At 35.2% G+C, this 21,379-nt stretch carries 20 protein-coding genes and 1 other RNA gene; 8 read left to right on the top strand and 13 right to left on the bottom strand.

All coding sequences use genetic code 11. The features are described 5' to 3' along the window. Positions 1-11: 11 nt before the first annotated feature. Genes dapB through HH304_RS19485 form a run of 4 tightly spaced genes read right to left on the bottom strand, consistent with a single transcriptional unit; the run spans position 12 to position 3,077 of the window. On the bottom strand, positions 12-746 hold the full coding sequence (gene dapB, locus HH304_RS19470) for a 4-hydroxy-tetrahydrodipicolinate reductase (protein ID WP_169684961.1): 735 nt from the start codon (positions 744-746) through the stop codon (positions 12-14). Positions 747-771: 25 nt separating this feature from the next. Continuing rightward, complete coding sequence (locus HH304_RS19475; protein ID WP_169684962.1) at positions 772-1,392, bottom strand: DUF5683 domain-containing protein; 621 nt, start codon at positions 1,390-1,392, stop codon at positions 772-774. After that, positions 1,392-2,288 carry a ParB/RepB/Spo0J family partition protein gene (locus HH304_RS19480; protein WP_169684963.1) on the bottom strand — a complete coding sequence of 299 codons (897 nt, stop codon included), beginning with the start codon at positions 2,286-2,288 and terminating at the stop codon, positions 1,392-1,394. Before HH304_RS19480 ends, HH304_RS19475 begins: the two co-directional genes overlap by 1 nt. Before the next feature lie 18 nt (positions 2,289-2,306). Beyond that, positions 2,307-3,077: a ParA family protein gene (locus HH304_RS19485; RefSeq protein ID WP_169684964.1), complete on the bottom strand. Its 771-nt coding sequence runs from the start codon at positions 3,075-3,077 to the stop codon at positions 2,307-2,309. Positions 3,078-3,328: 251 nt separating this feature from the next. Here HH304_RS19485 and HH304_RS19490 point away from each other — a divergent pair, with 251 nt between their 5' ends. After that, positions 3,329-5,065 carry an ABC transporter substrate-binding protein gene (locus tag HH304_RS19490; protein WP_271711702.1) on the top strand — a complete coding sequence of 579 codons (1,737 nt, stop codon included), beginning with the start codon at positions 3,329-3,331 and terminating at the stop codon, positions 5,063-5,065. A gap of 403 nt (positions 5,066-5,468) precedes the next feature. On the opposite strand, the gene yidC is transcribed toward HH304_RS19490, so the two are convergent. Together yidC and HH304_RS19500 are read right to left on the bottom strand one after the other, a co-directional pair. Continuing rightward, on the bottom strand, positions 5,469-7,361 hold the full coding sequence (gene yidC, locus HH304_RS19495; protein ID WP_169684965.1) for a membrane protein insertase YidC: 1,893 nt from the start codon (positions 7,359-7,361) through the stop codon (positions 5,469-5,471). Positions 7,362-7,373: 12 nt separating this feature from the next. Then, complete coding sequence (locus tag HH304_RS19500) at positions 7,374-8,999, bottom strand: CTP synthase (RefSeq protein ID WP_169684966.1); 1,626 nt, start codon at positions 8,997-8,999, stop codon at positions 7,374-7,376. Positions 9,000-9,500: 501 nt separating this feature from the next. Here HH304_RS19500 and HH304_RS19505 point away from each other — a divergent pair. After that, positions 9,501-10,925, top strand: coding sequence for a CCA tRNA nucleotidyltransferase (locus HH304_RS19505; protein ID WP_408631357.1), 1,425 nt, complete (start codon positions 9,501-9,503; stop codon positions 10,923-10,925). Then, positions 10,922-11,659 carry a tetratricopeptide repeat protein gene (locus tag HH304_RS19510; RefSeq protein WP_169684968.1) on the top strand — a complete coding sequence of 246 codons (738 nt, stop codon included), beginning with the start codon at positions 10,922-10,924 and terminating at the stop codon, positions 11,657-11,659. The genes HH304_RS19505 and HH304_RS19510 overlap by 4 nt, the downstream gene beginning before the upstream one ends. A 206-nt stretch (positions 11,660-11,865) precedes the next feature. Here the strand turns inward: HH304_RS19510 and HH304_RS19515 are convergent, their stop codons facing one another. Together HH304_RS19515 and HH304_RS19520 are read right to left on the bottom strand one after the other, a co-directional pair. Then, positions 11,866-12,384: a hypothetical protein gene (locus HH304_RS19515; protein ID WP_169684969.1), complete on the bottom strand. Its 519-nt coding sequence runs from the start codon at positions 12,382-12,384 to the stop codon at positions 11,866-11,868. Positions 12,385-12,498: 114 nt separating this feature from the next. Then, complete coding sequence (locus HH304_RS19520) at positions 12,499-13,038, bottom strand: inorganic diphosphatase (protein WP_271711703.1); 540 nt, start codon at positions 13,036-13,038, stop codon at positions 12,499-12,501. A 175-nt stretch (positions 13,039-13,213) separates the two neighbouring features. On the opposite strand from HH304_RS19520, the gene HH304_RS19525 reads away from it, so the two are divergent. The 3 genes from HH304_RS19525 to HH304_RS19535 are packed head-to-tail and all read left to right on the top strand — an operon-like array spanning position 13,214 to position 15,378. After that, positions 13,214-13,768 carry an RNA polymerase sigma factor gene (locus HH304_RS19525; protein ID WP_169684970.1) on the top strand — a complete coding sequence of 185 codons (555 nt, stop codon included), beginning with the start codon at positions 13,214-13,216 and terminating at the stop codon, positions 13,766-13,768. Continuing rightward, positions 13,758-14,345 carry a hypothetical protein gene (locus HH304_RS19530; protein WP_169684971.1) on the top strand — a complete coding sequence of 196 codons (588 nt, stop codon included), beginning with the start codon at positions 13,758-13,760 and terminating at the stop codon, positions 14,343-14,345. Before HH304_RS19525 ends, HH304_RS19530 begins: the two co-directional genes overlap by 11 nt. Further along, complete coding sequence (locus HH304_RS19535) at positions 14,323-15,378, top strand: hypothetical protein (RefSeq protein ID WP_169684972.1); 1,056 nt, start codon at positions 14,323-14,325, stop codon at positions 15,376-15,378. The genes HH304_RS19530 and HH304_RS19535 overlap by 23 nt, the downstream gene beginning before the upstream one ends. Here the strand turns inward: HH304_RS19535 and HH304_RS19540 are convergent, their stop codons facing one another. The 3 genes from HH304_RS19540 to ffs all read right to left on the bottom strand — a co-directional run bounded on the left by HH304_RS19540 (position 15,379) and on the right by ffs (position 16,945). Beyond that, positions 15,379-16,089, bottom strand: coding sequence for a cell division ATP-binding protein FtsE (locus tag HH304_RS19540; RefSeq protein ID WP_169684973.1), 711 nt, complete (start codon positions 16,087-16,089; stop codon positions 15,379-15,381). 12 nt (positions 16,090-16,101) lie between these two features. Then, the gene (fsa, locus tag HH304_RS19545; RefSeq protein ID WP_169684974.1) at positions 16,102-16,758 is read right to left on the bottom strand and encodes a fructose-6-phosphate aldolase; all 657 of its coding nucleotides are present in this window, start codon (positions 16,756-16,758) and stop codon (positions 16,102-16,104) included. A gap of 90 nt (positions 16,759-16,848) precedes the next feature. Further along, an RNA gene (gene ffs / locus HH304_RS19550) (signal recognition particle sRNA small type) lies at positions 16,849-16,945 on the bottom strand. A 136-nt stretch (positions 16,946-17,081) separates the two neighbouring features. On the opposite strand from ffs, the gene HH304_RS19555 reads away from it, so the two are divergent. Next, positions 17,082-18,173 carry an MFS transporter gene (locus tag HH304_RS19555; RefSeq protein ID WP_169684975.1) on the top strand — a complete coding sequence of 364 codons (1,092 nt, stop codon included), beginning with the start codon at positions 17,082-17,084 and terminating at the stop codon, positions 18,171-18,173. A gap of 18 nt (positions 18,174-18,191) precedes the next feature. Here the strand turns inward: HH304_RS19555 and HH304_RS19560 are convergent, their stop codons facing one another. Continuing rightward, complete coding sequence (locus HH304_RS19560) at positions 18,192-18,437, bottom strand: hypothetical protein (RefSeq protein ID WP_169684976.1); 246 nt, start codon at positions 18,435-18,437, stop codon at positions 18,192-18,194. 49 nt (positions 18,438-18,486) lie between these two features. Then, on the bottom strand, positions 18,487-18,963 hold the full coding sequence (locus HH304_RS19565) for a hypothetical protein (protein ID WP_169684977.1): 477 nt from the start codon (positions 18,961-18,963) through the stop codon (positions 18,487-18,489). A gap of 107 nt (positions 18,964-19,070) precedes the next feature. Here HH304_RS19565 and HH304_RS19570 point away from each other — a divergent pair, with 107 nt between their 5' ends. Continuing rightward, positions 19,071-21,107, top strand: coding sequence for a M13 family metallopeptidase (locus HH304_RS19570; protein WP_169684978.1), 2,037 nt, complete (start codon positions 19,071-19,073; stop codon positions 21,105-21,107). Positions 21,108-21,379: the final 272 nt, after the last annotated feature.

Genomic DNA, 21,379 nt, shown 5'->3' on the forward strand with positions numbered 1-21,379 from the left:
AGTTTTTTCTATTAAAGAGGAAGAAAGTCTTTCATGTTAAGAACACCTTCCTTGTCTTTTATCCATTCTGCTACTAATACAGCACCCAGAGCAAATCCCATTCTGCTGTGAGCTGTATGCTTAATAGATATTTCATCAATTTCCGAACCATAAATAACTTCATGAGTTCCCGGAGTAGGGTCAATTCGTTTACTTACGATTGGTACAATATTTTCAGGGAATTCAGCAGAGCCATTTTCCTCTTCAAATAATTTCCAATTTTGGATATCAGGATGATTTTTAACGATACCTTCCGCAAGTGTAATAGCTGTTCCTGAAGGGGCATCCTTTTTTGATGTATGATGAATCTCTTCCATCTGAACGTTGTATTCAGGGTATCTGCTCATCAAATTAGCCATCCATTCATTAAGTCTGAAGAAAAGATTAACTCCAATGCTGTAGTTAGAAGCATAAAAGAAGGTTCCATTGTGTTGTTTGGCGTAACTCTTAACTTCATCCATCTTGTCAAGCCATCCCGTGGTTCCAGACACGACTTTAACCTTTTGGTCTATACAAGCCTTGATATTTTCTGCTGCTGCTTCAGGCTGGCTAAATTCAATCGCTACTTCGGCTCCGTTTTGGGATAGTTGTTTTAGAACGTTTGCACCTCTTTCTTCAACTATGTTTACAATTTCATGTCCGCGTTCCAGGGCGATTTTTTCAATGGTCTGACCCATTTTGCCATATCCAATAATTGCTAATTTCACTTTAATTCTAGGTTTATTGTGTTGTTTATTTGAGTTTCAAACTTAGCGCAAAACCAGCCTGGTAATCACCTGTTGCCAATTGGTAATTGACCGGTTTAATATTAACGGCGTTAAAATACTTTTTATTTACCCTAAATTCAATTAAATGAGCGTCAACATGTGCATCAACAATGTTTAGGGTATATAATACAACTCCTAGGATAATAAGGAGGTCTCTGTTTCTTCTATATTCATCAGCAAGGTTAACTAGTTGGTCTTCGCTAAAACCAATCTCATTACTGCCGGTATTTTGTTGATCATATAGATAGCCCAGTAATTCCTGGTATTGATTGTTATTCCAGTTGATGAAATATATATCCGCAGCCGCCAGTCCATAAATTAGAGGTGCTTTCCAATACCTTTTGTTATAAATCTGTCCCAAGCCGGGCACAACAGCAGATAGTAATCCGGCTTTTCTTGGGTTTGGTAAAGTTTCGTATCTACGACTTAACCTTTCGCTTTTAGTCAAGTCCTTTTTACGAACTTTTGATGAATCTGATAAAACCCTAACAGGCTCAGTATAAAGGGTGTCTTTATCCTGAGCCTGTATTTTGTTTATTCCTGATGCTGTTATGATCAGGATTATTAAGATTCTAATCAATTTCATTATAATCCTTCAATAAGATCGAGAATTCTCGAGAGATCATCCGGGTTAGTAAAAGGTATTGTTATGTTTCCTTTTCTGTTATCCTTACTTGCTACAGTAACTTTCGTGCCAAAGTGACTTGAAAGTTTGTTTTGTATAGTTTTTATTTCCGGAGAAACGTCTTCAGGTTTTTGAGGTTTTGGTTTTTGAGGTTGATTTAATGACCTAACCAATTCTTCAACTTTTCTTACCGAAAGATCTTCCTGAACAATTTTTTTGAAGATATCTAACTGATGATCAATTGATTCAATGGTAATTAATGCACGAGCATGTCCCATGCTTATTTTACCATCTCTTAGACCTGCCTGAATATCAGGTGGTAATTTCAATAATCTTAAATAATTATTAACCGTAGTTCTGTTTTTTCCAACACGGTCACCAAGTTCTTCTTGCTTAAGTTCACATTCAGCCATAAGTCGCTGATAAGAAAGAGCAATTTCGATTGCATTCAGGTTTTCACGTTGAATGTTCTCGATTAATGCCATTTCCAGCATTTGCTGATCATTGGCAATTCTTATGTAAGCAGGGATTTTTTCTAACCCGGCTCTTCTTGATGCCTGAGTTCTTCTTTCACCTGAAATCAACTGATATCTCCCTTTTTCAAGTTCTCTAACAGTGATAGGCTGAATTATCCCCTGAATTTTTATTGATTCAGCAAGTTCATTTAAAGCTTGCTCGTCAAAATCTGTTCTTGGCTGAAATGGATTGACTTCAATAGCATCTACAGGAATCTCGTTAATAGATCCTGAAGCTTTTTTTACTATTTCAGCCCTTTGTTCGGGTGAAGGGGTATCAGCCAAAAGAGCCCCTAAACCTTTACCTAAAGCATTTCTTTTTTTCTGTGGTGACTTACTCATCGGTCCTCGTTCTTACTACTACGCTTCTACGTTATTCTCAATAATTTCTTTTGCCAGGTTTAGATAAGAAATTGCACCTTTACTTTCTGCATCATGGATAATTGCCGGAACTCCAAAACTAGGAGATTCACTCAATTTGATGTTTCGAGGTATTATAGTATTAAACACTAATTCCTTGAAGTGTGCAGTTACTTCTTCAACTACCTGGTTAGACAAACGTAATCTCACATCATACATTGTCAATAAGATGCCTTCAATTTCAAGTTCAGGATTAAGTCTTGACTGAATAATCTTGATAGTATTTAATAGCTTACCAAGACCTTCAAGTGCAAAATACTCACACTGAACAGGGATAATTACTGAATCTGCAGCAGTCATTGCATTAACAGTAATCAGACCTAATGAAGGCGAACAGTCTACTATAATATAATCATAATTATCTGCAACTTTTCCTAGGGCATCACGCATTCTGGTTTCACGCCCATCGATGTCCACCATCTCTACTTCAGCACCAACCAAGTTGATATGTGACGGAAGAATGTCAAGATACTCAATATCTGTCTTAACGATAGCTTCATCCACGTCAATATCATTGACCATACATTCATAGATACTTACTTCAACAGCTTTCGGGTCCATTCCAACACCAGAAGTACTATTCGCCTGCGGGTCTGCATCGACCACAAGAGTCTTATGATCCAAAGCTGCTAAACTGGCAGCTAGGTTGATGGCAGTTGTAGTTTTACCTACGCCACCTTTTTGGTTAGCAATCGCGATAACTTTGCCCATGGATATAGGATAAATTATAGGTTTGATTTAATTAAATAAAGTTGACTCGATCTCTATCGAATTCAAGTTCCAAATATTATCAATTTTGGTTGGATTTCATAATTAATAAAATCTTCTTGTGTAAATTTACCTTCAATATTACAGGGACAGCAATGATTTGCCATTCTATTTGTTTTTAAGCTAAAATAAGTGAATATTTAACCCCGAATTATTTTTGAGATAAAAGTTCCATGAGTAAAATTTTTATAACTATGCTTAAGAAGTTATGCTATTCATTAATGCTACTCGTTCTGTTTGCTTCATGTGGTGGAGATGGTAATAACGAGGGCCAGAATGACCTTGCTGGTAAGAAAGTATTCAGATACAACCAGGCGGAAGGTCTTAGTTCATTAGATCCTGCATTTGCTCGAAATCAGGCAAATATCTGGGCTACAACACAGCTGTTTAGTGGTTTATTTGAACTAACAGATGAATTATACACTGCTCCAAACCTTGCAGATACATGGAAAATTTCTGAAGATGGATTGGTTTACACAATTACTATCCAAAAGGGAGTTAAATTCCATGATAATGATTGTTTTGAAGGTGGAGAAGGTAGAGAGTTAAAAGCTTCAGACTTTGTTTATTCTTTTAAAAGAATCTTAGACCCTGCTACTGCTAGTACTGGTGCTTGGGTTTTCAGAGATAAAATTAAAGCTAATGAAAACGGTGAAATTGCTGAGGATTGGGTAACTGCTGTTGATGATTACACTTTACAAATCACTCTAAAAGAGCCATTTGCTCCGTTCTTAGAAATTCTTACTATGCCTTATACTTTCCCTGTTCCTCAGGAAGCAGTAGAGAAATATGGTAAGGATTTCCGTACTAATCCGGTTGGTACAGGTCCATTTAAGCTTCAAACATGGAAAGAGAACAACACTCTTATCATGGTTAAAAACGAAGATTACTGGAGAAAAGACATTAATGGTAAAGGGTTACCTTACCTTGATGCTGTTGAAGTATCATTCATTAATGATAAAAATCAGGAATTATTAACGTTCCAGCAAGGTAACCTTGACTTCGTTTCAGGTATCCTTTCTGCTTCTGTTGATTTAATCCTTAATAAAGATGGTCAGCCAAAAGCTGAATTTGAGAAAGAACATAAGTGTAAAATCTTCAAAGAGCCTTACTTAAATACTGAGTATATCGGTTTTATGATGGATAAATCAGTTTATGAGGATCCAAATCACCCATTCTTAAATAAAGACTTTAGAAAAGCATTAAACTATGCTATAAACAGAGAAGAGCTTGTTTCTGGTCTTCTTAACAACCTTGGTCGTCCGGGTAACTCAGGAATCGTTCCTGCTGCTTTACCTTCATTTGACGAAGATGTTGTGAAAGGTTATAGCTACGATACTAAGAAAGCTGAAGAGTTATTGAAGAAATCTGGTTACGATGCTTCAAAATACCCTTCATTCGAACTTTATACTACTATTCAATCTAAGGATATCATTGAATATCTTAAGAATCAGTGGAATAGCATTGGTGTAGATGTTAATATTCAAATTAACCAGGTTCCTCAACATCAGGAAATGGTAGATAATGGTAAAGTTAAGTTCTTCAGAGGTTCTTGGTTAGGTGACTATCCGGATGCTGAAAACTATTTATCAATGTTCTACAGCAAGTACTATGCACCTGCAGGACCAAATAAGACACATTTTAACAACGCTAAGTTTGATAGCCTTTACAATGTAGCAAAAGAAACTAATGACGGTTTCAAAAGATTTGATCTTTATCAGCAAATGGACAATATTATTGTTGATGAGGCTCCAGTTATTGTTCTTTTCTATGATGAGGTAATTAGACTTGTTCACAGCAATGTTAAAAATCTTGAGTCAAACCCAATGAACGTTCTTAAATTAGAGAAAGTTGATAAGGGTGATGCTGAAACTTTAGCAGCTTCTACAGAAAGCTCTGAAGGTAGCGAAGTTGAGATTATTACTGAATAGCATATAAATTAGATTAACATGGAAGAGGCCTGCTTGAATTTCAAGCAGGCTTTTTTCAATTATAAGCATATATAATACTAGCTATTTGATCAATATGATTTGGGTGAGGTAGATGATGATCTTCAAGTTTATAATATATTGCTTCTCACCATTTATGCGTAACTGCCCCCTTATTCGTTTTTAGAAGGTAACAAAAGGTGTCTTAGAAAGAAGGATTATTATATATCTGTATAATTGAAGCTAAAACTTCTGATAACAACCGTATCATTTTATGTATTTTATTACATAAAGATTTTTTTCATTTATCCGAATTAGTTTAGTTGTTACTAATGTCATAAAGCTTATAAAACAAAAAGCCCGACTGAGTAATCAGTCGGGCTTTGATTTATTTGAAATGTCTTTATTATTTCTTTTTTGTTTTCTTAGCCTTAGCTTCTTGAGCTTTCATAGCTTCTTCAAGCTTAGACTGGAATTTAGACTTTTTACCACCTTTAAGCTTTCTGTTTTCTTCGATCTGTTGTTCAATCTTTTCTTCATTGATCATAAACTTCTTGATTAAAGTCTGCTGACCAAAGGTGATAGTATTAGAAAGGAAGTAGTAATAAGTTAGACCCGCAGGGAATGAATTCAATACAAACATAATGATAACAGGAGTGAAGTATTGAATAGTCTTCATTGGTCCTTGCATTTGAGCACTGTTCATTTGACTATTTGTGTAAGTCATTAGAATGGTTGAAAGTGTCATCAACAAAGTAAACAATGAAACGTGATTACCATAAAATGGAATATTAAATGGAAGCGTTGCAATGCTATCGTAAGTAGACAGGTCATTTGCCCAAAGGAAAGACTCACCTCTTAGTTCAACTGAATACGGGAAGAAGTTAAACAGAGCAAACAGAATAGGCATTTGTAATAACATTGGAATACAACCGCTCATTGCCGCAAATGGACTTACCCCCATTTTTTGATAGAGCTTCATTGTTTCCTGCTGAACCTTTGCCTGATCGTCTCCGTACTTTTCTTTTAATTGATCAGTTTCTGGTTTTAAAAGGTTGTTAAGCACTTTCATTTTTGCCATTGACTTATAAGATTTATAAGTTAATGGAGAAAGCATAAGCTTAATGATCAACACAAGCATGAAGATAATTAATCCATAATTACCTGTGAATCTTTCAAGGAAATGGAAAATAGGTAATACTAATCCTTTATTTATAAAGGCTAGAATTTTCCAGCCGAATCGAACGTTTTCCTTAAAGTCAGGTGCTCCTTCAACGGCTTCCATAACATAGTAGTTATTTGGACCGAAGTAGTATTTCAAAGATGAATTCTCTCCATTTAAATCACTTAATGGAATTGATGCTTTAGCATAAAGTTCTTTTACTGTAGTTGTATCAGATTCCGGAGGAGTAATTGTCTTGAATTGAGTGTTGGTAAATCCTTTGTCAGCAATCAATGCTGCCGAGAAGTACTTTTGAGACATGCTAAACCATTTTACAGGTGTAGCTAAAGTATCGTACTGTGGATCAGTTGAAGCCGCATCAAGCGATTTAAACTCTTCGTTATCAGATCTGAAATAATTGATTGTAGTTTCTGGTCTTGATCCTACACGTACACCTTCAAGTTGCTTTTCAAGCCTTTTAGTATGGTTGTCCCAAGATATAACCAGGCTTTTACCATTTGTGTTAACACCTTTGAAATCTAGATCATAATCTACTGTAAATTGATTATGCGCAAGTTTATAAGTTACAATTATAGACTTTCCTGAAGTTCCGGTAGATTCAAATTTTATTTCAGACTCAGAGCCTTCTGATACTGATACAGTTTTGGGAGAACTACTAGAGAAAAACAGATCTGTTAGATCAATGGTTTTCCCATCTATTTCAGTGATTAATGATTGTTTAGAACTGTTTTCATCAATTAAGAATAAAGGTTCTCCAAGATAGGTTTCTCTATCTTTTAATCGAACTGATTTTATAATTGCACCTTTTGAACTGATTTTAACTTCTAAAAGGTTGTTCTCAAGAGTGAAAAAATCTTCATTACCGTTAGCACTTGGGGCAAAAGCACCGTATTTACTATTGGCAATTGCTTGTTTTACTGAGTCACTCTCCTCAGACTCTATTACAGAGACTTCTTCACTAGCTTTTTGCTCATTTGACTCAGTGATTACCTGTTCGGTTTGACCAGGATTGTTTTCAGTCGTTTCATCTACCTTTGGTTCATCAAAAAAGAACTGTGTGTAGATAATAAACATGACTGCGATCAGGGATAACCCAATTGCTTGATTTCTATCCATTATAATTATTTGTTATTCTTTATTCTTATTTTTCTTAAACTCAATAGCTGCCTTAACGAATCCTGTAAATAAAGGATGCGGCTTAAGAACAGTACTTTTTAATTCAGGATGGAATTGAGCGCCAACAAACCAAGGATGATTTTTTAATTCAACAATCTCAACAAGGTCTCTGTCAGGGTTTTTTCCTGAAGCGATCATGCCGTTTTCTTCAAATTGATCCAAAAATTTATTGTTGAATTCAAATCTATGTCTGTGTCTTTCTTCAATATTTGTTTTATGATAAGTTGCATAGGCTTTTGTTCCTTTTTTGATCTTACAAGCATAAGCACCTAATCTCATAGTTCCACCCATATTTTCAATATCTTTTTGATCTTCCATCAAATCGATAACCGGGTATTTGGTTTCCTTATCAATTTCAGTTGATGCAGCACCTTTTAGTCCTAATACATTTCTAGCAAACTCAACTACTGCACATTGCATACCTAAACAAATTCCAAAGAAAGGGATTTGGTTTTCACGAGCATATTTAACTGCTGAAAGCTTGCCTTCGATTCCTCTTTCACCAAATCCAGGAGCAACAAGGATTCCATCCATCTCTCTAAGTAATTCATGAACATTTTCTTCAGAAACAACTTCAGATGAGATATGATGAAGTTTTACTTTACATTCGTTTTCTGCACCACCGTGTACAAACGATTCATTTATTGATTTATATGCATCAGGAAGTTCAACATACTTACCAATCAATGCAATTTGAACTTCATTAGTTGGGTTCTTTAATCTACCAAGGAATTCCTTCCACTGATCAATGTCAGGTTGAATCTTAGTTGGAAGCTTTAATTTGCTTAGTACACGCTCATCAAGCTTTTCTTTTCTCATTAATAACGGTACATCATAGATAGATTCAGCATCAAGAGCTTCGATAACGCTATTAATTTGAACATTGCAGAACAATGCTAATTTCTTACGGATATCCTGAGGAAGATGCTGTTCAGATCTACATACAAGGATATCTGGCTGAATACCATTTTCAAGAAGTTGTTTAACTGAATGCTGAGTAGGTTTTGTTTTTAACTCGCCTGCAGCCTTAAGAAATGGAATAAGTGTTAAGTGTATGTTTAAGAAATTGGATGTCCCTAACTCTATTCTTGCCTGTCTTACTGCTTCAAGGAATGGAAGTGATTCGATATCACCTACACAACCTCCAATTTCAGTAATAATGAAATCATATTTACCACTTTCACCAAGCTTATAAAAGTTTTTCTTGATCTCATCTGTGATATGTGGAATTACCTGAACTGTTTTTCCAAGATAATCTCCACGTCGTTCCTTCATGATCACATTATAATAAATTCGCCCTGTAGTGACGTTGTTATCTTGTGAAGTAGGAATGTTTAGGAAACGCTCATAGTGTCCCAGGTCAAGGTCAGTTTCGGCTCCATCATCGGTCACATAACATTCACCATGTTCATACGGATTTAATGTGCCCGGATCAACATTTATGTATGGATCAAATTTTTGGATTGTTACCGAATAACCTCTTGCCTGAAGAAGTTTTGCTAATGATGCTGAGATGATTCCCTTTCCTAAAGAAGATGTTACGCCACCCGTAACGAAGATATATTTAACTGCGCCCATAAGTTTTTTTAGCTTGCAAATCTTACGGGATACAAAGGTACGGTTTAAAAATTAATTAACGATAAATTATTAATAAAATAGCTTAGGCATGTCACTATTTTCTGAGATTTGAATTTTCTTTGAGTTTTAATAACCTTAATAACTTGTTAAATCACAGTCTTTTGTAGAGTGTTAAAGTGTCATTAACCTTGCTATTAAAATATTTATAAAGACATGTTTTTTTTCTCAAACGATTGAAGATTTTTAGATTGTTATCTTTTCTTCAATACCTCACAAAATTTTTCAAAGAGTATTATTATGACATTTTGTATATAACGCTATTTTCAGTCCGGATTTTATGAATTGCCCTGTTTCATAGTGTTGAGTTGATTAGAATAAATGAAATAATGAATTTAATTGTGAAAAAAAGTGAATTGTAATGGCTAATGCCTCTTCTATCTTTGATAAAACCGAATTGATCGACTACTTTTGAAAATTGAGTGAGTCACAGAAAATTGAATGGTGGACCTAAGAGCACATTTAGAAGAATTAGCAATATTTGGTATTGTTGGAGAAGCAGCTAAAGAGATTGGAGTTGATGTATACTGCGTAGGTGGATATGTTAGAGACCTGATTTTAAAAAGACCATCGAAAGACATTGATTTTGTTTGTGTTGGTAGTGGTATTGAATTAGCCAGAGTAGTTGCAGATAAATTGCCAGGTAAAAAGCAAGTTAATTACTTTAAGAATTTTGGTACTGCCATGATAAATTCTGGTGAATTTGAACTTGAGTTTGTTGGCGCCAGAAAAGAATCATACAGAAAAGATAGTCGTAAACCTGTTGTGGAAGATGGTACTCTTGAAGATGATCAGAACAGGAGAGATTTCACCATTAATGCATTAGCAATAAGTTTGAATGAAGGTGATTATGGACAATTAGTTGATCCCTTTGAAGGAACCAAGGATCTTCGCAGGAAGTTGATCAGAACTCCTCTTGATCCCGATATTACTTTTTCGGATGACCCTTTACGGATGATGCGTGCCATTCGGTTTGCTTCACAATTAAATTTTGATATCGAACCTGATACCTTTGAATCACTTATGAGAAATGTGGAAAGGATTGATATCGTAAGTAAGGAGCGAATAACAGATGAACTAAATAAGATTATTCTTTCTCCTAAACCATCATATGGGTTTAAGCTTTTGTTTCAATCCGGCCTTCTTAAGCATATTTTTCCTGAAATGGTTGAATTGCATGGTGTTGAGAAACGAAACGGACAGTCGCATAAGGATAATTTTTACCACACATTAGAAGTTCTTGATAATGTATCTGAGGTCTCAGATGATTTATGGCTTCGATGGGCTGCAATTTTACATGATATTGCAAAACCTCCTACAAAACGTTTTAATTCAAAGGTGGGGTGGACATTTCATGGCCATGAAGATAAAGGAGCTCGAATGGTTCCGGGAATTTTCAGACGAATGAAATTACCTCTGAATGAAAAAATGAAGATGGTTCAGAAATTGGTGAAACTTCATCTTCGACCGATTGCATTGGTTAAGGATACCGTTACCGATAGCGCAGTGAGAAGAGTATTGTATGAGGCTGGAGAGTATATTGATGAATTGATGATGCTTTGTAAAGCAGATATTACTTCGAAGAATCATGAAAGAGTAAAAAGGTATCTTAAGAATTTTGAAAAGGTAGAGCAGAAAATGAAGGAAGTTGAAGAAAAAGATCAGCTTCGTAATTTTCAATTATCAATAACTGGTGAAGATATCATGGAAGCGTTTGATATAAAGCCATCAAAAGTTATTGGAGATATAAAAGAAGAAATAATGGAAGCTGTTTTAGAGGGGACAGTTCCTAATGATAAAGCACAGACCTACCCTCTGATGTTAGAAATTGGTAATAGATTAGGACTTAAACAAAAACAACAATCATGAGAATATTTTTAATAGCTCTGTTTATAAGCGGGGCATTTTTTACACTACAGGCACAACAAGATTCAACTCAAAGAGCTTTAACCCCTGAGGAAATTGCAGCACAGAAGCAGTTTCAGCAAATGGGAATGGCATTTACACAGCTTGCTGTATCAAAATACCAAATTGCTAAAAGATATAATGACCGTAATAATATTAAAAGTGCCATCTATGAGTTAATAGCTATCAATCCTAATAATGTTAACTTGCTTGATACTTTAGCATTGATGTATTTCGAAGAAAGAAATTATATTTCTGCAGCTTTGGTAACCAAGGATGTATTGCAGGTTTTACCGGAAGATAAAATGGCTTTGGAAATATCTGCACTAAGTTATGAGAATTTAGGAGTTCTGGATCAAGCTGTTACCAGATATGAAACTTTATATTTAAAGAATAATGATCCTGTTACTTTGTATAAGATAGCTGGATTGAATCTGGATTTGAAAAGATATAGTGAATTTGACTCTAATGTTAGTGCTATTTTAGAAAATCAATCATTTAAAGACACCAAACTTGAAATCAACAATGGGAATGGAGGTACGCAGCAAGTAACTATGGAAACAGCTGTGAGATATTTACAAGGAGTTAGGTATGAGGAAATAGGAGATAAGAATCAGGCAAAGGAATTTTATAATAAAGCACTAGCTTTAGATCCACAGTTTACTGCCGCAAAAGCTGCATTAGATAAATTGAAATAAATTAAAATACAACAATATAGACCGAAGTAGTGAAAACCTGCTTCGGTTTTTTTTGTCTAGTTTAAATAACCAATCAGATTTATAATCATTGTTATTTTAACAAATCAGACTTGTTGAAAAGTGAAGTGTTATACTTTGTAAGTGAATTATAAGGCATAAAAAAACCGGACCTAAAGTCCGGTTTTTTTATTATGTAAAATCTTTAATTACAGACCGAAAGTAACACCAATAAGAGCATTACCAGTTCCAGTTCCTCCTCCAAATTCAACCATTGCTCCAAAGTTTGGAGAGAAGAAGTATTTTGCACCAACATTTATTCCAAGATAAATAGTTGAAGAATTTCCATCATACGGACCGTAATCATCATTCCAATCATCATTCCATGCAGCGTATCCAAGTTCTAAACCTCCATAAAGATCTAATTCTTGAGGTACATTTATATGTCTTGAAAAGTGGTAGTTACCAACTGCAGCTAAAGTGAATACAGAGGCATCATATCTATAACCAGCATGTCTGTAAGTTTTTGAAGCATAAGAAATTCTAGGTCCAACCGTGATGAAATCTGTAACTCCAAATTGTACATCTGCAAAAATAGGAACTCCCCATCCACTTGTTCCAACACCTACACTAATTTGAGTTAAACCTTTATCAGGACCCCATCCTTGTGCATTAGATGTAAAAGCAAACGCAACTATTGCTAGTAAGCTTAAAAGTAATTGTCTCATAGTTTGAAATTTTTTGTTCAAAAGTATAATTAAAAAAAATAGTTCAAAGAGTTATAAATCTAAAAAAAACACTTGAAGTAAGGTTTTGATTGATATTAGATAAAACGGTTATTCTTAATTGTCTTTACCGAATTTTTTATTGTAATCTTCAAAGCTTTTGTTGATAATCTCTAAAGCAATTTCTCTGTTTTGGAAATCTTCAACAACTACTTCTTTATGTTCCAGCTTCTTATAGTCCTCAAAGAAAGCTCTCATTTCCCTAAGCATATGTTCAGGAAGATCACTAATGTCATTAAGGTGGTTAACGCTCATGTCCTGATCAGCTACTGCAATGATTTTATCATCAGCTTCACCGTTATCGAGCATGCGCATTACACCAATAACTTTTGCAGGAGTAATACACATCGGAACGATTTCTACTTGTGAAAATACAAGGATATCCAAAGGGTCATGGTCATCGCAATAAGTTTTAGGGATGAAACCATAGTTAGCTGGGTAATAAACATTTGAATATAAAACCCTGTCCAGAATCAATAATCCTGATTCCTTATCTAATTCGTATTTTGCTCTACTATTTTTAGGTATTTCGATAATTCCATTTACAATATCCGGTGCTCCTGTACCCGGATCAACATCATGCCAAGGATTCAACATAGTATATTTTTGTTTTAAATAAAGGTGCGCAAAATTAAATTATTCAACTCTAAACACCTTAAATTTCATGTATTAATTCAATCATCGGGGTATTATTTTTAATATTTTGTAATCTTTATTGCATTCATGCAACCCTTTCAAATTTGTTCAATCTTTATAGTGAAAATAAAAAGAATTGAAATCCGCAGAACACGAAATACACTTTGAACTGATCGACTTGTGTAGGCAAGGAGACAGGAAAGCTCAGTATGAGATATACAAGCTATATGTAAAGGCAATGCTTAACACCGCCTTTAGAATTGTAGGTGAAAAGCAGGCTGCCGAAGATGTTGTTCAGGATTCATTTATAAAAGCATTTAATAATTTATATGCCTTCGAAGGACGTTCGAGGTTTGGAGCCTGGCTGAAGAGGATTGTTGTGAATGAATCTTTGCAGGTAATAAAGAAAAATAAGTTTGAGTGGGTAGGAGAGGAAGAAATTGTTGATCACTACGATAATGAAGATGAATCATATTTAGATGATGTTGATGTGATCAGGGTTAAAAAGTGTCTGGAAGAACTGCCTGAAGGATTTAGAGTGGTCTTATCTCTTTATTTAATCGAAGGATATGATCATAATGAAATAGGGGAGATCCTGGGGATAAGCCCGAATACTTCCAAAACTCAATATATGAGAGGCAAAAAGAAATTAAAAGAGTCAATACTAAATCATCAGAGAGATGAAAGATAAAGATAAATTAAAAGGATATTTCCAAGACAATAGAGATGGTTTTGATGATTTGGAACCAACGTCAGAGCTCTGGGAGAAAATTGAAAAGGAACTAAAGCCTGAAGGTAGAAAGGAAGCTAAAGTTGTCCAATTTAATTGGTGGAGAGCAGCTGCAGTTTTGTTTATGGTATGTACTTTCGGATTGGCAATGAAAATGTTTCTGTTTAATGATTCTTCGGATGTTAAGACTACTATTGCTTCATACGAAATTCCAAGTGTTAATAATGATATTTCTTTTGATCAGGTAAATACTGAAAAGTACTATTTCCAGGTGATTGATGAGAAAAGGAAAGAAATTAATGAATTGGGTGCTCCTGAATCGATCAGCGAAGCATACGATAAAGAACTCAAAGATCTGTTAATTGATTATAAATCGCTTAAGACTCAGCTTGAAGCTAACCCCGGGAATGAACAGCTTATTCAGGCTCTAGTCAAAAACCTAAAATTGCAAATCGATTTACTCAATGAGCAGCTTACCATACTTAATAATTACAAAAGCTACGAAAATGAAAATAATGAGAACTATACAAACAGCTAATCTTCTGATACTTATGCTTCTTGCATCTGTATTTATCACATCGGCCGGTGATCTGGATGTGAGAAAGGAGAAAGAGTATGATAAACAGTTTAAAGTGAATAAATCAACTGTTGTCAAGATCAAGAATAAATTCGGGAAGGTAAATATTGTTCCATGGTCTGAAAACTATGTTAAAATAGATGTTCAGGTGGTAGTTGAAGCCCGAAGTGATGATAAGGCTAATCAGTTATTGGATAAGATTGAAATAGATTTCATTGGAAGCGATAACTCTTCCGAGGTTGGTGCAATAACCGAGATGCGCGGAAGTATAAATACTTCTAAAAATGAAAGGTTTGAGATAAATTATGAGGTGAAGGTTCCTGCTTCACAGCCAATGGATATTTCCCATCAGTTTGGAACGATTGTATCTGGAAACTTGACTGGTAAAATTGAAATTTCACATCAGCACGGAAATGCAATGCTTGGCGATATACTCGGCAATGATTCTAAAATAAAGATGCAGTTTGGAGATCTTGATGTCGGGAAAATGTCTAATGCAGAAATTAATATCCAGCACTGTGGCAATGTAACAATTGAAAAAGCAGAGAATATTATTCTTAATAGCCAACATTCAAAAATTGCTTTTGGAGAAGTTAAAAATGTTGAAATCGAGCTTCAGCACGGACAGTTTAAATCAGATAAATTAGCTTCAATTGAAGGTGATATCCAGTTTAGTAAATTTGAAGTAGGTACATTGACAGGTAAACTGGATCTGGATGTTCAGCATACTGGTTCATTTGAAATTGAAAAAGTTGCTTCATCCGTAAGCAATATAAATTTAGATGTCCAGTTTTCTTCGCCGAAATTGAGATTTGAAAACATCAGTGCCTGGGATATGGAAATTGAGGTTAATCACGGTGGAGTAAGCCATCCTTCTGATTTCTCTTTTAATTATGTTGATAAGAAAACAACATCAGCTACATATAGAAAGAATGGAAACTCTGGGAAAAAACTAACGGTTGATGGTCAGTTTTCAAGTGTAACCATCAAGTAATTAAAAATCGTTACTGAGTTTTACTTCTTCTTTTGAAGAGTCAATCACCTTACCGGAATCACATTTTAGAATTCTGGTAGGGTGTTTTTTTACAAGCTGATGATCATGAGTAGCCATTAATATTGCAGTACCTGATCTGTTAATTTCCTGGAATAATTTGAAGATACCATCTGAAACTTCAGGATCGAGGTTTCCGGTAGGTTCGTCTGCCACTAGCATCGCAGGTTCATTAATCAACGCCCTGGCAATTGCTACACGTTGCTGTTCACCACCACTTAATTGATGAGGGTATTTTTGAGGTACAGAACCCAAACCGACCTGCATAAGAACATCGGTCATTCTGTTTTTAATCTTAGAGCTTTCAGTCCATCCTGTAGCTTTCATTACAAATTGAAGATTTTCAGAAACCGTTCGGTCATCAAATAACTGGAAATCCTGAAAAACTATACCAAGCTTTCTTCTTAAAAAAGGAACTTGGGATGAATTGATGGTTTTAAGATTGAAACCTGCCACTTCAACATTTCCTTGTTTCAATGGCAGGTCTGCATATAATGTTTTTAACAATGAACTTTTACCAGATCCTGTTCTTCCAACTAAAAAGGCAAATTCTCCTTTAGACAATTCGAAATTTACATTCGAAAGTATAGGATTACCCGATTGGAAAATTGTCAAGTTTTCTACTTTAACTAATGGATCAGATGAAAAAGTCATGTTTTTTATTTATTAACCGTTAACTTTTTTATGGTCAGCTAAAAACTTCGCAAGTCCAGAGTCAGTTAATGGATGGTTTAATAATCCAGTGATAACACTTAATGGACAAGTAGCAACATCAGCACCAATTTCAGCACATTTGATTAAGTGCATTGTATGACGAACTGACGCAGCTAATACTTCAGTAGTATAACCATAGTTACCGTAAATATGAACAATTTGATCGATAAGTTCCAGGCCGTCCTGTGAAATGTCATCAAGCCTTCCGATGAATGGAGAAACGTAGCTGGCACCAGCTTTTGCAGCAAGTAAAGCTTGTCCTGCACTAAATACTAATGTGCAATTTGTTCTTATTCCTTCAGATGTAAACCATTTGATTGCTTTAACACCATCTTTGATCATTGGAACTTTAACTACGATCTTATCATCGATCTTAGCTAATTCTTTCCCTTCTTTGATCATGTTGTCAAAATCAGTTGCAATTACTTCAGCACTTACGTTGTTGTCAACGATATCACAGATTGCTTTATAATGATTTCTTACGTTTTCGTCGCCGGAAATTCCTTCTTTTGCCATTAGTGAAGGGTTCGTAGTAACTCCGTCAAGTATTCCAAGATCGTATGCTTCTTTGATTTCTGCCAGGTTGGCTGTGTCAATAAAGAATTTCATGTTGCAGATGTTAGTTTAAATTTGCTGCAAAACTAAATCTTTATTGGTTAAGTCAAAAGAAATAAAGTGGATAAGAATAGGCTGGACAAAAAAAAGGCGAGCCGACATCGCACCGCTCAACTATCTACCCTTGCTTCATTCCTGACCTGGGGGAGTTCGATAGGAGCTGGTCGTGCCTGCTCGCGGATGCAAAGGTAGACAAAACAGCTAATTTTCCACAGAAATGAAGCTTTTTTTCGAAATTTTTTTATAATTCCTTGATTTTCAGACAACCATTTTGATTTTAAATTGTATTCTTGGTATAGAGATTTAATTTTTTAATCATGTCGAAAACATATTCAGTCAAGTGGCGCCAGATCTGGGCCCTTATTTTTTTGGATATCGCAATTCTGATTAGCTGGATTGCATACCATAAATATCAACCTGTTGTTCTTGATATTTTTGGTTTTTCATCCATCACAAAAGAGTTTCTGATTATTCAGGCTCTAATTTTATTAGTAACTCCGCCTGCTGCAGGAATATTTGCTGATAAGATATGGCTTAAAAAGAAAGAAAAGTTACCTCTTATTAAATCAGGAATTAACCTTGTAACAATGGTTTTTATGACTGTGGCCTTTACAGTTTTTATTCAGCCTGACGGATGGTGGAGGTTCCTGGTGCCAATTTTAATAGTATTTTGGTTAATACTTATGAATGTATTTCATAGTCCTGCATTTTCTACTTTTGAGATGTTTGTTCCAGAGAAGAAATATCCGCAGGTAATGGCCTTGTTTATTGTTTTGATTCAGTTGGCTCAAGCTATTGAACCTGTAATTATTGATGTTCTTGATATCTTTGGTGGTCCGATAACCTTTGCAGTAGGAGGTATTCTTGTTTTTGCAACGGGTTTTTACCTTCAGAGGCAATTCACAAATTTAAATACTTCTACCAAAAGAAGATTATCTGTAAAAAAGGCTACCACTTCTGAAAGTAAACCATGGTTGGTCTTTGGTTTAGGGTTGATCTTTGGAATTGCGACAAACTTCTTTTTTAACCAATTACCAGAGTTGATCGATGAGTTTGGCGTGATGAGTTTTATAGATGTTTCCGGAGCTGTTAAAACTGGGTTGGTTATTGCATTCTCTGCTCTTTTTTGTTACCCTATTTCATTGTTAGTTTCTAAAATAGGACTAAACAAATCAATGATAATATCGATAATATTGTGCATTCTCTTCGGTGGGGTGATTTTCCTGTCAACAGGTACTACAACAACTATAGCCATACTCTTGTTTGCTCTGGCATATGCCGGACTTTCAGTAAGCGCTATTCCTAGTGCTTTTGTAAATCTTAATCCTCAACATAAAGTTTTTGGGTTGGGATTATTCTTTGCAGCAGCCGAATTTCCTAGCAGTATCTTTGAAATTCTGAGTGTATAAAATATAAAGGCCGGGAAATTACCGGCCTTTTTTAATTTTTTCGAGATATAAATTGAATTCTAGAGGATTACCTTTTTCGAATCCATCCTCTTCAAGGTCATCATAAATCTCATCATCAAACTCTCTTTCTTCCTTCTTTAAATGCCCTTCTGTTGAAATTAAGATTTCAGTACCCGTAAGATCCATTGGGTTTATTTGTAGAAGGATAATCCCTTCAGGAAGTTCCTTTTTAAAATATTCAAAAACTACTGCAGACTTTTTCATCCTCAAAATTAATCAGGCTAAGTTTAATTTTCTGCTTTAATAGACTTATTTAAACGAAAACCGGTGTATGAGTGATTTTTGGTTTTACATTTCCTTTCATTTGCCCCTCTTCAGCTAGTTTTTCTTCTAAAAGATCGGCCCAGGCAATCATATATTTAACGACATCTTCTCTTTTATTATGTCTTAAATAATCTTTGCCAGGAATTCTTTCCAGTACTTCTTTATTTTTTAGTCTTTCCAGATCTATTAAATCTTCTATTGTTAATCCTGAATTTACCATGGTATTAATGATCAGGTCAAAAGGCTGGGCACTGGTTGGACAGTAATCCATAGCCTGTTCTGTCCAGTCTCCATATTTTTGCATGGCATAGGCATGAATTTCTTTTTTACTTAAATGAGTGATTTCCTGTGCTAGAAATCCGCAATTACAACTACCCATATGTCCCCATTGATAGTTTTTGTCAGTATTCAACTTCTTAATTGTTCTTCGAAGTGCATCAATTAGTGATCTGTTTGGTTTTGCCATAATGATATTATTTTGTCACACTAAAAATTTACCACTTATCAAAATGATTAACCATTGAATCATATATATTGTTACTTTTATTTTTTTAAACAAATAGATCGTATCGAATGAAAAAGTTATATGTCTTATTACTCGCAGCTGGTTTTGTTGCGTGTCAATCAGAAGATGGCGGTCAGAGTGAGGCGAATAATTCTATCGACCTTTCTTTGATGGATACTACAGTACGTGCTCAGGATGACTTCTTTACTTATGTAAATGGTAAGTGGGTTGAAAATACTGAGATTCCTGGAGACCAGGGACGTTGGGGTAGTTTTAATGAATTGAGAGAATCAAGCTCTGAAACAGTAAAATCAGTTCTTGAAAATGCTTTGAATAGCGGTGAACTAAAAGAAGGTTCTGATGAATACAAAGCTGGCTTATTCTACAATGTAGGAATGGATTCAATGCTTGCAGAAAATGTTGGTATGAAACCACTTCAGAGATATTTTGAATTAATAGACAATATCTCGGACAAAAAATCACTTCAGGATTACATCGTTAACGACCATAAGAGAGGTGGAAGTGCTTTTTTTGGTTTTGGTGTAATGGCTGACCTTAAGGATAGTGAAATCAATGCTGCCTATATGTGGCAATCTGGTCTTGGTCTTCCAGATCGTGACTATTATTTTAAAGATGACAGCGTTTCAAAAAATCTTCGTGAAGAATATGTAAAGCATGTTCAGAGAATGTTTGAAATGACTGGAGACGATGCAGCTGTTGCAGCTGAAAAGGCATCTACGGTAATGGCAATGGAAACTATTCTTGCTGATTCTTCAAGAACAAGAGTAGAAATGAGAAACATTCCGGCTTTATATAATAAGTATGCGGTTTCTGATTTGTCATCTCTTAATGATGAGATCAACTGGAATGAATATTTCGCTGGAATTGGTCTTCCTGAACTTGATAGCATTGTTGTTTCAGTTCCTGAATTTTTACAAGGAGTAGACGGAATCATTGCTAAAGGTGATGTTGAGTCATGGAAAGCTTATTTAAAATGGCACCTTATTAACAGATATGCAAATTATCTGAATCACGAAATTGTAGCTGCTGACTTTGAGTTTTTCAGCAAAAAACTTCGTGGTACTGAAGAAATGAGACCAAGATGGAAAAGAGTTCTAGGAATGGTTAATGGTGTTGCCGGAGAAGCGGTAGGTAAACTTTATGTTGCTGAAGCATTCCCTGCTGAAGCAAAAACTAAAGCTAAGGAAATGGTTGATAACATTCTTGATGCTTTTGGTGATAGAATTAAGAATCTTGACTGGATGACAGACAGCACTAAGACTAAAGCTCTTGAGAAGCTTGGTACTATTACTGTTAAAATCGGATATCCTGATGAGTGGAAAGATTACAGCGAGCTTGTAATTACTGAAAACAGCCTTGTAGAAAATGTTATCAGTGCAAGTGAATGGAATTTCAAAGAAGAAATTGAAAAAGTTGGTAAGCCAGTAGATAGAAAAGAGTGGGGCATGACTCCTCAAACTGTAAATGCTTATTACAACCCATTAAACAATGAAATCGTATTCCCTGCAGCTATCCTTCAACCTCCTTTCTTTGATTTTAAAGCTGATGACGCCGTAAATTATGGTGGTATTGGTGCGGTAATTGGTCATGAAGTATCTCATGGTTTTGATGATAACGGATCAAGATTTGATTCTGAAGGTAACATGGTTAACTGGTGGAGCGAAACAGATGCTGAGCAGTTTAAGTCAAAATCTGAAGTGTTAATCAGTCAGTTTGATGCTTTTGAAGCACTACCTGATGTACATGTAAATGGAAAACTAACTTTAGGTGAAAACATTGGAGATCTTTGTGGACTGTCTGTTGCTTATGATGGTTTGATGGATCATTATGCTAACACTGAAAAACCAGGTGAAATTGCCGGGTTTACTCCTGAGCAAAGGTTCTTCATGTCTTGGGCTACAATCTGGAGAATCAAGTACAGAGATGAAACGTTGAGAAACCAAATTCAAACGGATTCACATTCACCAGGAATGTTCAGAGCAAATGGACCACTTAAAAATATTGATTCATTCTATTCAGCTTTTGGTGTTAAAGAAGGTGACGGAATGTATATCCCTCAAAGTGAAAGAGTAGTTATCTGGTAATCAGATTTTATATAAAACCAGGCCATCGGAGTTTTCTTCGATGGCTTTTTTTTTATCAGCGTTATAAACGCAATTCTCTAACAACCTCTTATGCTTCGCTAAACAAGGGCAATGAATAGTAACGTGAGTCAATCGTCCTTGTTTGGAACGAGGATGTTAGAGGTTGGTATTTGTAATGTCTTGTTTAGTTTATTCTTCAATTACTGCTGCTCGACATTTGTAATGTCGTACCCCTATCGTAGGATCTGTGATCTGGATTAAATTACCCCCCC

The sequence above is a fragment of the Marinigracilibium pacificum genome (assembly GCF_012926615.1).
Lineage (GTDB): Bacteria > Bacteroidota > Bacteroidia > Cytophagales > Cyclobacteriaceae > Mangrovivirga > Mangrovivirga pacifica.

What these genes read in the sequence shown, in the direction of transcription:
- HH304_RS19540 (WP_169684973.1), bottom strand. Translation starts at nt 16,089, where the DNA reads ATGACTTTTTCATCTGATCCATTAGTTAAAGTAGAAAACTTGACAATT.
- HH304_RS19510 (WP_169684968.1), top strand. Translation starts at nt 10,922, where the DNA reads ATGAGAATATTTTTAATAGCTCTGTTTATAAGCGGGGCATTTTTTACA.
- fsa (WP_169684974.1), bottom strand. Translation starts at nt 16,758, where the DNA reads ATGAAATTCTTTATTGACACAGCCAACCTGGCAGAAATCAAAGAAGCA.
- HH304_RS19560 (WP_169684976.1), bottom strand. Translation starts at nt 18,437, where the DNA reads ATGAAAAAGTCTGCAGTAGTTTTTGAATATTTTAAAAAGGAACTTCCT.
- HH304_RS19490 (WP_271711702.1), top strand. Translation starts at nt 3,329, where the DNA reads ATGCTTAAGAAGTTATGCTATTCATTAATGCTACTCGTTCTGTTTGCT.
- HH304_RS19500 (WP_169684966.1), bottom strand. Translation starts at nt 8,999, where the DNA reads ATGGGCGCAGTTAAATATATCTTCGTTACGGGTGGCGTAACATCTTCT.
- HH304_RS19480 (WP_169684963.1), bottom strand. Translation starts at nt 2,288, where the DNA reads ATGAGTAAGTCACCACAGAAAAAAAGAAATGCTTTAGGTAAAGGTTTA.
- yidC (WP_169684965.1), bottom strand. Translation starts at nt 7,361, where the DNA reads ATGGATAGAAATCAAGCAATTGGGTTATCCCTGATCGCAGTCATGTTT.
- HH304_RS19565 (WP_169684977.1), bottom strand. Translation starts at nt 18,963, where the DNA reads ATGGCAAAACCAAACAGATCACTAATTGATGCACTTCGAAGAACAATT.
- HH304_RS19570 (WP_169684978.1), top strand. Translation starts at nt 19,071, where the DNA reads ATGAAAAAGTTATATGTCTTATTACTCGCAGCTGGTTTTGTTGCGTGT.
- HH304_RS19515 (WP_169684969.1), bottom strand. Translation starts at nt 12,384, where the DNA reads ATGAGACAATTACTTTTAAGCTTACTAGCAATAGTTGCGTTTGCTTTT.
- HH304_RS19535 (WP_169684972.1), top strand. Translation starts at nt 14,323, where the DNA reads ATGAGAACTATACAAACAGCTAATCTTCTGATACTTATGCTTCTTGCA.
- HH304_RS19485 (WP_169684964.1), bottom strand. Translation starts at nt 3,077, where the DNA reads ATGGGCAAAGTTATCGCGATTGCTAACCAAAAAGGTGGCGTAGGTAAA.
- HH304_RS19520 (WP_271711703.1), bottom strand. Translation starts at nt 13,038, where the DNA reads ATGTTGAATCCTTGGCATGATGTTGATCCGGGTACAGGAGCACCGGAT.
- HH304_RS19555 (WP_169684975.1), top strand. Translation starts at nt 17,082, where the DNA reads ATGTCGAAAACATATTCAGTCAAGTGGCGCCAGATCTGGGCCCTTATT.
- HH304_RS19475 (WP_169684962.1), bottom strand. Translation starts at nt 1,392, where the DNA reads ATGAAATTGATTAGAATCTTAATAATCCTGATCATAACAGCATCAGGA.
- HH304_RS19530 (WP_169684971.1), top strand. Translation starts at nt 13,758, where the DNA reads ATGAAAGATAAAGATAAATTAAAAGGATATTTCCAAGACAATAGAGAT.